We start from the raw sequence: 11,672 nt of genomic DNA on the forward strand, positions 1-11,672 counted from the left end.
AACGGAGAAAAACAGTAGCCATGGATGGCACCAAAACCCTGGGTAACCACTTCGAGGGCGTTGCAGCCCGTTACCTCGCCAGTCGGGGCGTCCGGATTATTGGGCGCAACGTCTACAATCGCGGCGGCGAGATTGATCTCGTCGGACAGGAAGGTGAGACTCTCGTATTCTTCGAGGTCCGCTATCGGGGCGCTGGCAGCCTTGTAGATCCTGCAAGCTCCATCAATTACCCCAAACAGAAACGCCTGATTCGTGCAGTCTCGTTTTACCTGCACAGGCACGGGCTCTGGAACAGTCTCTCACGGATAGATGTGGTTGCCATCAGCCCGGGTACCGTCAAAAAATACCGGGTACAATGGATCAGGAATGCAATTCTGGCAGGATAGTGATACCGAAAATGACCGACACCGAACACCAGATCAACCAGTGGTTCGCAAGCCATATGGAGCATACCGCGCAGGCCGCGAGTACGGCCGGCCCTGCTATCGAGGAGGTTGCCAATGCCTTCGTGGAAACTCTGCTCCAGGACGGGAAAATAGTTACCTGCGCCAACGGTAATGCCAACATTCTGGCCCAGTACTTCTGTACCGCGCTTCTGAACCGTTTCGAACAGGACAGGCCGGCACTGCCCGCCATCAATCTCGGCGCCGACGCAACGACCTATTCGGCCATCTGCCGGGATAACCGTTTCAACGATACCTTCTCGCGTCAGGTCCGGGCGATTGGCAAACCCGGGGATCTGTTGTTCGTGATCGTCGACGATGGCCACAAGGCAAATCTTATCCAGGCTATCCAGGTTGCCCATGATCGGGAAATGAGTGTTGTGGTTCTTAGTGCCAGGGAGAAATCGGACATAACCTCTTTGTTGCATCCAGAGGACCACGAAATCGCCCTGAACGATCTCAGTCCCACGGAGGCTACACCTCTGCTGCTGCTCATCATCAATGCCCTTTGCGGGCTTATCGACGCAAAAATCTTCGGGGGATAAAAAAAGCCAGCGTAAGCTGGCTTTTCAAAACGAGTGCGCTGGCGTTATTTCACAACCTTGAGGGTAGGCCTGCCAGAGGGGCGATCCTCCTGACCAGGTGACGCCTGCTCACCATCGCGCTCCTTCGAGGTACCGTCAGGATCGGGAGAGCCCGGCTCACTGCCGAAGACCATGCCCTCGCCGTTTTCCTTGGCGTAGATTGCCATCACCGCCTGCAACGGAATAAACACCTGCATGGGCACGCCACCGAAACGGGCACTGAATTCCAGCGCTCCATTCCCGATGACCAGGCCGCGCACGGCGCCCGGGCTGATATTCAGCACAATCTGCCCGTTCGCGACATGCTCTGTCGGCACCTGCACACCCTGAATGCCTGCGTCCACCACAATGTAGGGGGTACAGTCATTGTCCAGAATCCACTCATTGAATGCTCGTACCAGGTACGGACGGCTGGACGTCATGGTGTTTTTACTCTCAGCCACTGCCACTCTCCTGCTCCGGCAAGCGGAACGTTACCAAATCAGCTGCGAATGTCTTCTTCCAGATCTGACAGGCTTGCCTTGAAGCCATCCCGACTGAAGATGCTCTCCATGTACTTCTGCAGCGGCTTGGCCTGCTTCTCATTCAGCTCAATACCCAGCGACGGAAGACGCCACAGGATGGGAGCAATGCAACAGTCCACAATGGTGAACTCTTCAGACAGGAAAAACGGCATCTCACCAAACAGCGGCGCCGTTGCCAACAGACTTTCCTTCAGCTCTTTGCGAGCTGTGTCTGACGCCTTGGCATTCGGCTGAGCCAGAATCTGGTCGACCAGGCCACACCAGTCTTTCTGGATCCGATGGATCATCAGACGGCTGTTGGCTCGCGCCACAGGATACACCGGCAATAAAGGCGGATGCGGGAAACGCTCGTCGAGGTATTCCATCATGATGTTGGGCTCATAGAGCACAAGATCACGATCTACCAGCGTCGGCAGGGCGTTGTATGGGTTCAGGTCCGCCAGTTCAGCCGGCGGGTTATCCGGATCCACATCAACGATATCGACGGTAACACCCTTCTCTGCCAGCACAATACGCACCCTGTGGCTGTAATGGCTGGCCGGATCCGAGAAAAACGTCATTGATGACCGCTTGGTCACAACGCCCATAGAACTACCTCACGAGTAAACAAACCGAAATGATCCTGAAAAAACGCAAAAATCCAGCGGGCCGGTTATGCCCGCTGGAACTCAGGGGACGGGATTATACCCTATTTCTCAGTGTACGTCCTTCCAGTACTCACGATTGAGCAGGTAAGCGAACACGAAGAAGATGGCCACAAAGATCAGAACAAAGATCCCCAGACGCTCACGCTCGAGCTTGACCGGATCCGCCATGTACGACATGAAGTTGGTCAGGTCGTACATCGCCTGGTCGAAGTCGGCTCCAGACATGCTGCCTTCGATTGCGTACTCCGGGCAAGCATCCGCGTTGTTGATATTCCCACTCAACGGCTCAACGCTGGCCGGCGTTCCGATTTTCGGTTCAACGGCACAGAGGCCCTGCAAACCAACCAGAACATGGGGCATACCGACATTCGGGAATACCACGTTATTGACGCCCAGCGGACGGGACTCGTCCTTGTAGAAACCGCGGAGGTAGGAATATACCCACGCTTCGCCACGCAGACGGGTTTCGAGCGTAAGATCCGGTGGCGGAGCACCGAACCAGTCAGCCGCCATGTCTTTGTTCATGGAGTTTTTCATCAGCTCGCCAATTTTGGCGCCGGTGAAGATCAGGTTTTCCTCATACAGCTCATCGGGAATTTCGAGATCCTCAGCCACACGCTTGTAGCGCGCGTACTCCATGGAATGACAACCCATGCAATAGTTGGTAAAGGTTGCCGCTCCGCGCTGGAGAGATGCCTTGTCAGAGTGATCTGACTCAAAGCTGTCCAGCGGCACGGTTGAACCCGCTGCCAGCCCGAGAGCTGGCAGGACCGCGATGAAAAGACCAAAAATCAGCTTTCTCATTATCCTGTCACCCTCTCTGGAACTGGCTTGGTTTTCTCCATACGCGTATAGATCGGCATAAGGATGAAGTAGAGGAAGTACACCACCGTCAGAACCTGGGCAACCATGGTGCGACCTTCAGTTGCCGGCACCAGGCCAAGGTAGCCAAGCACCACAAAGCTGATCGCGAAAACTGCCAGGGCAATACGGCTCAACCAACCCTTGTAGCGCATTGAACGGACCGGGCTCTTGTCCAGCCAGGGCAGCACGAACAGGATAGCGATCGCCGCACCCATCACCACAACACCCCAGAACTTGGCATCCAGACCGAACAGGTCAATGGTTACCGCACGCAGCATTGCGTAGAAAGGCGTGAAGTACCAGACCGGTGCAATGTGATTTGGTGTTTTCAGCGGGTTTGCCGGTTCGAAGTTCGGTTTTTCAATAAACAGCCCACCGCCTTCGGGGAAGAAGAACACCACGATGAAGAAGATAAAGAAGAAAACACCGACGCCCATCAGGTCGTGCACAGTGTAGTAAGGATGGAATGGGATGCCGTCTTTCGGAATGCCGTTTTCATCCTTGTTTTTCTTGATATCAATACCGTCAGGGTTGTTGGAACCAACCTCGTGCAGCGCAAGGATGTGCAGCACAACCAGACCAAGCAGAACGATCGGCAGCGCCACCACATGCAATGCGAAGAAGCGGTTCAGGGTAATGCCGGAAATCAGGTAATCGCCACGAATCCACAGTGACAGATCTTCACCAATGACCGGAATAGCACCAAACAGGTTAACGATAACCTGCGCACCCCAGTAGGACATCTGGCCCCACGGCAGGAGATAGCCCATGAACGCTTCAGCCATCAGGATCAGGTAGATCAGCATACCGAAGATCCAGATCAGCTCACGCGGCTTTTGATAGGAGCCATACATCAGCCCCCGGAACATGTGGAGATACACCACTACGAAGAATGCCGAAGCACCACTAGAGTGCAGGTAACGGAGCAACCAACCCCATTCCACATCACGCATGATGTATTCGACGGAGGCAAACGCGCCTTCCGCCGACGGGTTATAGCTCATAGTGAGCCAGATACCGGTCACCAGCTGGTTAACCAGTACCAGCATCGCCAGTGATCCGAAGAAGTACCAGATGTTGAAGTTTTTCGGAGCATAGTACTTGCCCAGATGCTTGTTCCAGGCTTCGATGACCGGAAGGCGCTCGTCCACCCAGTGAAGTAATTTGCTCATTACGCTGCCTCCGGATCAAGACCAATCGTGAGGGTCGAATCATCGTCGAAACGGTACGGCGGAACCACAAGGTTTGTGGGTGCTGGCTGTGCCTCGTATACCCTTCCTGCCATGTCGTAGCGGGAACCATGACAAGGACAGAAGAGACCGCCCAGCCACTCATCACCCAGGTCTGCCGGTGCAACTTCCGGCCGGTAGGACGGAACACAACCGAGGTGCGTACACAGCCCGACCAACACAGCAAATTCCGGCTTCAGCGACCGGAGTATGCCGTCGATGTACTCAGGTTGTTGCGGCACTTCCGAGTTCGGATCTTTCACCCGATCGTTAAGCTTTTCGATGTTCTCATTCATCTCGTCGGTACGGCGAATGATCCAAACCGGCTGACCCCGCCATTCAACGGTGATCTGCTGACCCGGTTCAATCTTGCTGATATTGACGGTTACCGGTGCACCGGCTGCTTCCGCTTTTGCACTGGGGTTCCACGACCCCAGGAACGGAACCGCCGCACCGACGACGCCGACTCCACCCACCACAGACGTAGCACCGATCAGAAACCGGCGCCGGCCTTGGCTAACGTCGCCATTATTCATTATGGTCTTCTCCCATCAGGCGATGCCACCGCCCGCAACACAGCCGACAATGCGCATCAAAAGGACTTCACAACCCAAAAATATAAGCGTCCAAATGGTAATGAAATTACCAGAGGCTTACAAGTCAGAAAGCCGCCGCTGGCGCCTCACCCCTGCTCCAGATCAATTTGCTGACAGATCACTCGAACATAAAAAAACCCGACCGAAAAGGGCCGGGTTTTCCAGGATCCTGCTCCAGCGAAATTAACGCTTGGAGTACTGAGGACGCTTACGCGCCTTGCGCAGACCCACTTTCTTACGCTCAACTTCACGTGCATCACGGGTAACATAACCCGCTTTACGCAGCGCCGGGCGCAGAGTTTCGTCGTAATCCATCAGAGCGCGGGTCAGACCGTGGCGAATTGCGCCGGCCTGGCCACTGACACCACCACCCTTAACGGTAATGTTGATATCAAAACGATCGGTAGACTCGGCAACCACGAGGGGCTGACGAACGATCATGCGCAGGGTTTCGCGACCGAAGAAATCTTCGATGGTGCGACCGTTGATGGAGATGTTACCGCTTCCCGGCTTGATAAAAACCCGAGCCGTGGATGTCTTGCGGCGACCAGTACCGTAATTTTGTGCTACAGACATATCCGCCTTCCGTTAAATGTCGAGTTCTTTGGGCTGCTGGGCTGCGTGAGGGTGCTCAGCGCCGGCATAGATTTTCAGCTTCTTGAACATGGCGCGACCGAGCGGTCCCTTCGGAAGCATGCCTTTGACAGACTTCTGGATGATTTGCTCGGGTGCCTTGTCGACCAGCTTCTCGAAGTTGATGGATTTGATTCCACCCGGAAAGCCGGTATGACTGTAGTACATCTTGTCAGATGCTTTCTTGCCGGTAACCCGCACCTGGCTGGCGTTGATCACTACAATGTAATCGCCAGTGTCTACGTGGGGGGTGTACTCAGGCTTATGCTTGCCCCGCAGACGAAGGGCGATTTCGGTTGACAGACGACCCAGCGTCTTGCCGGCTGCGTCTACAACGTACCAGTCACGTTTTACTGTTTCTGGTTTCGCACTCAGAGTCTTCATTGATTCCGCCTTGAACGCTATATAAGAAACGTTAAAAACCACCGCCGGTAAATGCAAGGCATCCGGAGGGGGTTCCATACCTGTGTTGCGTTGCCATCATTCGGGGCTGAGATAATGACATCGCCTTGAAAAGCCAGGGCGCGAAGTATACTCGAACCACCCAGGAAAGCCAACCCTGTGTCGATTCGTTTCGTTATTCCCCTATACCGGCAGTCGCCCAACCGTACAGCCCCGACACGTTATCCAGAAGCGCCGGCGCCAGATGCTCCGGCGACGTGCCACGGAGCTCCGCGAGCGCGTCCAGAATATCCGGCAGATAGCGTGGGGAGTTCTCTCCCTGTGGCACGCCTTCCGGCGCCATGTCCGGGGCGTCTGTCTCAAGCACCAGCGCCTCCAGTGGCAATTTTGCGACTGCGTCGCGGGTCTTTCGGGCCCTGGGATGGGTGATCACACCCCCTACCCCGATAAAGCACCCAAGATCGACCAGCTTTGCAGCCTGCTGGAAGCTTCCGCTGAATCCGTGAATCAGTGCTCGACCCTGCCACTGGCGACGATTGAGCACACCGTGAACTTCGTCATGGGTCTTGACGGAGTGGATCACCAGCGGCAAATTCAGTTCGTCAGCCAGCGCCACCTGGGCTTCAAACCAGGGCAACTGCGCTTCGAGACTTCCCCGGATTCGATCGAGTCCGCATTCACCGATTGCCACACAGCGGTCGGGACGACCCTCCAGCAATCGGCGGAGCTGAGTCAGATCTTCTTCAGAATGCTCTTCCACAAACCAGGGGTGAATGCCGAGACAGTAAAACAGACCATCATGAGCCAGCGCTGTCTCGCGGACGCGGTCCCAGTCCGCTCGCCGGACACCGGGTATCACCAGCCCCCGGAGTCCGCGCGATCGGCCCTGCTCAAGCTCTTTATCGCGGCGGCCATCGAACTGGGGAAAATCGAAATGGCAATGGGCGTCGATCAGCTGCACAGTCACCTCCGCCCGGAACCGTTAATGCTCCCGGGTCTTGTGGAACTGGATGTCCGGATACCGCTCCTGGGCCAGGTTCAGGTTGACCATGGTCGGAGCAATGTAGGCCAGCCTGTCACTCCCATCGAGGGCCAGGTTGTCGTTATTCTTGCGCTGGAACTCATCAAGTTTGCGCTCATCGCTGCAGGTGACCCACCGCGCAGTAGCTACGTTAATTGGCTCGTAGATGGCCTCCACCTTGTATTCGCTTTTCAAGCGACTGACCACCACATCGAACTGCAGCACACCGACCGCCCCGACGATGAGATCGTTATTCCGAAGCGGCCTGAACACCTGGACGGCACCCTCTTCGGACAGCTGTATCAGCCCTTTCTGGAGCTGCTTGGCCTTGAGCGGATCCTTCAGGCGAATCCGGCGGAACAATTCGGGCGCAAAGTTGGGGATGCCGGTGAACTTCATGTCGTCGCCAGCAGTAAAGGTATCACCCAACTGAATGGTGCCATGGTTGTGCAGGCCGATAATATCGCCGGCAAACGCCTGCTCGGCGTGTTCGCGGTCGCCGGCCATGAACGTCAGCGCGTCGGAAAACCGGACTTCCTTGCCAATACGGACATGACGAGCCTTCATACCCTGGTTGTAACTGCCGGAGACAATGCGGAGGAAGGCAACACGGTCACGATGCTGTGGATCCATATTTGCCTGAATCTTGAATACGAAGCCCGAGAACCCGTCCTCGGCCGGCTGGACCAGTCTCTGGTCGGTTTCCCGCGGTTGCGGCGCCGGGGCCCACTCCACCAGACCATCGAGCATGTGGTCCACGCCGAAGTTACCCAGTGCGGTACCAAAGAAGACTGGCGTCAGTTCACCGGCAAGAAAAGCTTCTTGATCAAACTCGTGGGACGCGCCTTTGACCAGCTCAATTTCATCACGCAGATCGCCGGCGTAAGCGCCAATCGCCTGATCAAGCTCGGGATTGTCCAGCCCCGAGATAACGCGCTTGTCCTGAATCATATGGCCCTGGCCGGACTGATACAGAATAACCTCGTCCCGAAGCAGGTGATAAACCCCTTTGAAGCTCTTGCCCATACCGATGGGCCAGGTGATCGGTGCACAGGCAATTTTCAGAACTTCCTCAACCTCGTCCATCAGCTCCACCGGATCCCGGGTGTCCCGATCCAGCTTGTTCATGAACGTGATAATCGGCGTATCCCGCAGCCGGGTAACCTCCATCAGTTTGATGGTCCGTTCCTCGACACCCTTGGCGCTGTCAATAACCATCAGACAGGAGTCCACCGCCGTGAGCGTGCGGTAGGTGTCCTCCGAGAAGTCTTCGTGGCCCGGCGTATCCAGCAGGTTCACCAGCTTGCCACCATAAGGAAACTGCATGACGGAGGTGGTTACCGAAATACCCCGCTCTTTCTCCATTTCCATCCAGTCGGACTTGGCGTGCTGGCCAGACTTCTTTCCCTTGACGGTACCGGCCTTCTGGATTGCCTGCCCGAACAATAGCACCTTCTCGGTAATCGTGGTCTTACCGGCATCCGGGTGCGAGATAATGGCGAAGGTGCGGCGCTTGGCCACTTCCTGGGAAAGGTTAGACATAATCGAAAAGCAACCTGAATCTGAAGTTCTGGAAAAGGCGGCCATTATAGGCCCTATGCCGCTGTGACGCTAACTCGCACTGCAGTGATCACTGGCCGAGGGCAAGCATCAGGACCCGGGCATCCTCCCGCCCACTGGCAGACGGATAATACCCGGGGCGCTGGCCGATCTCGTGAAAGCCTTCATTCTGGTACAACGCGATAGCGGCATGATTGCTGTCCCTTACTTCGAGCAACAGCTGAGCCATACCTTCATGAGCTGCGGTTGCCAGAACATGCCTCAGAAGATAGCGCCCCACCCCCTCACCGCGGGCTCTCGGGTGGACGCAGATATTCAGCAAATGCGCTTCATCAACCATGTAGGCCACGACAGCGTACGCGGTGAGTTTGCCCCCATGGCAGGCACCCCAGAGCCGGTAGTTGTCCTTGAAACAATCCAGAAACACCGATTCGCTCCAGGGGTGCGAATAACCCTGGCGCTCTATATCGAGCACATCCGGGACATCCTCGGGCACCAGGGGGCGCACAATAAGATCGGCATCAAGAACTTTTTGGTAGGTTTCCGGATAAGGCATTAACGGGCGACCAGAGGCCGTATCTGTTGCCACAGGGAGCGCTTCAATGTCGGGTTGCCGGCAATCTCAGCAAGGGTGTGCGGAAACCGGACTGCTGCGTCGTGTCCAAGGGCTTCGCTCAGCCAGCTTTTTTCTGCATCCTCTCCACCCTGCAAGACGACAACCTGCTGACGTTCCAGGCCCGACAGAACACTGCGCATCACCTCAACAAAGTCATGGCCGGAGTTCCCGGGCACCAACAGATTGTTGAAGATAGGCCAGGAGACTTGCCCGAGCACTTGAGGCTGCTCCTCACCAAGGCTCTTGAGAATATTCAGTGCGAGGGTTTCCTGCAGTCGACTGCTGGCATCCGCAGACATACCTCCGATCAGTACCGCCCTGGTTCCCGCCCAGATCATGACGTTAACGTTTTCAGAGGGAATCCCGGCAGGCTGCTCTGACATGTCCTCTGGCGCTGCGGGCTCCGGAGAGTTCGCAGCGTCATCCGACACGGCAGGCGATTGGGGAGGCTGTCGGGAGGCGTTGCCTGGCGCGACAGCCTCACCTTCCATCAAGGCCTGAAGATCCGCTATTCGGGCCACGCCTTCAGTTCTATCTGGGCCCGTCGGTTTACGCGGCGCAGGGCGACCGGCATCTCTTACCGGACTGGGTATGGTTTCAGAAGTTCCAGGCATTGGCTCCGGAACCTGACTCTCCTCGGGAAACTCAAAATCCGGGCTTGGCGCCGCGCCGGGCAACGGTTGCCGGGCATACCACATGCGTATCCCCGCTGCTCCCAGATAAAACTGACGCTCTGCTTCCGATCCAACCATTACCTTCGCCTGTCGCGACTCACCGAATAACCATTCTCACACATCCGCGACCTGGGGATGCTGTCGAATTCCGCCCTTGCTGATCAGGTTCAGGGCCTCAATGTAAGCCTTGGCGGACGCGATGATGATATCAGTATCAGCACCCACGCCGTTAACGATGCGGCCACCGCGCTCCAGGCGTACCGTCACCTCGCCCTGGGCATCGGTGCCGCTGGTAATGTTGTTTACGGAATACAGCTGGAGATTGCAGCCGGAATCCACCAGAGATTCGATTGCCTTGAACGTGGCATCGACCGGCCCGCTGCCCTCGGCTTCAACCTTGTGCTCTTTGCCGTCTACGCTCAGCGTGAGATTGGCTTTGGGTACGACTCCGGTCTCCGAGCAGACCTGCATACAGACCAGGCCATAACGGCCGTCTTCCTCTTTCTGCCGGGTATCGGTGGCAATCGCCTGAAGATCCTCATCGAAAATCTCATGTTTCAGATCTGCCAGCGCCTTGAACCGTGTAAAGGCCTCATTCAGCTCCGTCTCGGTCTCAAACTGAATTCCGAGCTCCAGCAAACGGGTACGGAAGGCGTTCCGACCGGAGTGTTTGCCCAGGACGAGGCTGTTGGTATGCCAACCAACGTCCTGCGCCCGCATGATCTCATAAGTCTCCCGGTGCTTCAGAACCCCATCCTGGTGTATCCCGGATTCATGGGCAAAGGCATTGGCGCCGACGATAGCCTTGTTGGGCTGTACCGGAAAACCGGTGATTGTAGAAACAAGACGAGACGCCGGCACGATGTGCTGGGCATCAATGCGGGTATCGATATGGAACAGATCCTGGCGGGTACGAACCGCCATGACAATTTCTTCGAGCGCCGCGTTACCGGCCCGCTCACCCAGCCCATTGATGGTGCACTCTACCTGACGGGCTCCCTGGGAAACCGCCGCCAGGGAGTTCGACACAGCCAGACCCAGGTCGTTGTGGCAATGCACTGAAAAAATAGCTTTGTCCGCGTTTGGAATCCGGTTCAACAACTGACGGATGGTTTCACCGAACTGCTCGGGAATGGCATAACCGACCGTATCCGGGATATTGATCGTGCTGGCACCGGCATCGATGGCGGCCTCGATGATCCGGCAGAGGAAGTCCAGTTCGGAACGTCCGGCGTCCTCGCAGGAGAATTCGACGTCGTCGACATGACTCCGCGCGCGTTTCACTGAGCGAACCGCCTGCTCAATCACCTCATCCGGCTGCATCTGCAGCTTGTGCTTCATGTGAATGGGCGACGTGGCTATAAACGTATGAATACGCCCGCGCTGTGCCGGCCGGATAGCTTCTGCCGCGCGATCGATATCCTTGTCGAGCGCCCGGGCTAGACTGCAGATCGTTGAGTCCTTGATGGACTCGGCGATCGCTTTCACCGCCTCGAAATCGCCCTGGCTGGCAATCGCGAATCCTGCCTCAATAACATCCACCCGGAGCTTTTCCAGCGCTTTCGCAATGCGGAGCTTCTCGGCTTTGTTCATGGTGGCACCGGGGCTTTGCTCGCCATCACGGAGCGTTGTATCGAAAATAACCAGGTGATCAGTGGCAGGCATTGGCAGGCTCCATTCTGAGATGTCGTTCGTTATGGGGAGAGTATATCACCGGCCTGCCGTGAGTGAGGCCGTGAATTTCAGGCAATAAAAAACCCCAGCATCGAGGATGCTGGGGTTTTCGGTATTAGGAGCCTGACGATGACCTACTCTCACATGGGCAACGCCACACTACCATCGGCGCTGGTCTGTTTCACTTCTGAGTTCGGGATGGGAT

Annotated in this window: 14 protein-coding genes and 1 rRNA gene; 2 read left to right on the forward strand and 13 right to left on the reverse strand. The window is 56.3% G+C overall.

Features of this window, described 5'->3' with window-relative positions:
* Positions 1-20: 20 nt before the first annotated feature.
* Both AC13DD_RS15715 and AC13DD_RS15720 read left to right on the forward strand, forming a co-directional pair.
* Complete coding sequence (locus AC13DD_RS15715) at positions 21-386, forward strand: YraN family protein (protein ID WP_104271799.1); 366 nt, start codon at positions 21-23, stop codon at positions 384-386.
* An 11-nt stretch (positions 387-397) separates the two neighbouring features.
* The gene (locus AC13DD_RS15720) at positions 398-988 is read left to right on the forward strand and encodes a D-sedoheptulose-7-phosphate isomerase (RefSeq protein ID WP_008176542.1); all 591 of its coding nucleotides are present in this window, start codon (positions 398-400) and stop codon (positions 986-988) included.
* 44 nt (positions 989-1,032) lie between these two features.
* Here the strand turns inward: AC13DD_RS15720 and AC13DD_RS15725 are convergent, their stop codons facing one another.
* From AC13DD_RS15725 to rrf, 13 genes are all read right to left on the reverse strand, one after another.
* Entirely contained in the window at positions 1,033-1,449 is a 417-nt protein-coding gene (locus AC13DD_RS15725) for a ClpXP protease specificity-enhancing factor (protein ID WP_169702205.1), read from the reverse strand.
* Between the two features lie 59 nt (positions 1,450-1,508).
* The gene (locus AC13DD_RS15730) at positions 1,509-2,138 is read right to left on the reverse strand and encodes a glutathione S-transferase N-terminal domain-containing protein (protein ID WP_014576091.1); all 630 of its coding nucleotides are present in this window, start codon (positions 2,136-2,138) and stop codon (positions 1,509-1,511) included.
* Between the two features lie 108 nt (positions 2,139-2,246).
* Positions 2,247-3,002, reverse strand: a complete 756-nt coding sequence (locus AC13DD_RS15735) for a cytochrome c1 (RefSeq protein ID WP_014576090.1) — start codon at positions 3,000-3,002, stop codon at positions 2,247-2,249.
* The gene (locus tag AC13DD_RS15740; RefSeq protein WP_474545750.1) at positions 3,002-4,234 is read right to left on the reverse strand and encodes a cytochrome b; all 1,233 of its coding nucleotides are present in this window, start codon (positions 4,232-4,234) and stop codon (positions 3,002-3,004) included. Before AC13DD_RS15740 ends, AC13DD_RS15735 begins: the two co-directional genes overlap by 1 nt.
* Positions 4,234-4,827 (reverse strand): ubiquinol-cytochrome c reductase iron-sulfur subunit, encoded by a 594-nt coding sequence (gene petA / locus AC13DD_RS15745; RefSeq protein ID WP_008176552.1) that lies wholly within the window; start codon positions 4,825-4,827, stop codon positions 4,234-4,236. The genes AC13DD_RS15740 and petA overlap by 1 nt, the downstream gene beginning before the upstream one ends.
* 243 nt (positions 4,828-5,070) lie before the next feature.
* Entirely contained in the window at positions 5,071-5,463 is a 393-nt protein-coding gene (gene rpsI, locus AC13DD_RS15750) for a 30S ribosomal protein S9 (RefSeq protein ID WP_482931422.1), read from the reverse strand.
* Between the two features lie 12 nt (positions 5,464-5,475).
* Positions 5,476-5,904: a 50S ribosomal protein L13 gene (gene rplM, locus AC13DD_RS15755; protein WP_008176556.1), complete on the reverse strand. Its 429-nt coding sequence runs from the start codon at positions 5,902-5,904 to the stop codon at positions 5,476-5,478.
* 193 nt (positions 5,905-6,097) lie between these two features.
* Positions 6,098-6,883, reverse strand: a complete 786-nt coding sequence (locus tag AC13DD_RS15760; protein WP_008176559.1) for a TatD family hydrolase — start codon at positions 6,881-6,883, stop codon at positions 6,098-6,100.
* A gap of 21 nt (positions 6,884-6,904) precedes the next feature.
* A complete protein-coding gene (gene prfC, locus AC13DD_RS15765) occupies positions 6,905-8,485 on the reverse strand; it encodes a peptide chain release factor 3 (RefSeq protein ID WP_008176562.1) in 1,581 nt (526 codons plus the stop codon).
* An 88-nt stretch (positions 8,486-8,573) separates the two neighbouring features.
* Entirely contained in the window at positions 8,574-9,059 is a 486-nt protein-coding gene (gene rimI / locus AC13DD_RS15770; RefSeq protein WP_008176564.1) for a ribosomal protein S18-alanine N-acetyltransferase, read from the reverse strand.
* Positions 9,059-9,871: a hypothetical protein gene (locus AC13DD_RS15775; protein ID WP_008176565.1), complete on the reverse strand. Its 813-nt coding sequence runs from the start codon at positions 9,869-9,871 to the stop codon at positions 9,059-9,061. Before AC13DD_RS15775 ends, rimI begins: the two co-directional genes overlap by 1 nt.
* A 36-nt stretch (positions 9,872-9,907) precedes the next feature.
* On the reverse strand, positions 9,908-11,458 hold the full coding sequence (locus AC13DD_RS15780) for a 2-isopropylmalate synthase (protein ID WP_008176567.1): 1,551 nt from the start codon (positions 11,456-11,458) through the stop codon (positions 9,908-9,910).
* A 130-nt stretch (positions 11,459-11,588) separates the two neighbouring features.
* A 5S ribosomal RNA gene (rrf, locus tag AC13DD_RS15785) occupies positions 11,589-11,672 on the reverse strand; the annotation flags it as partial.

The sequence above is a fragment of the Marinobacter sp. L-13 genome (assembly GCF_056857715.1).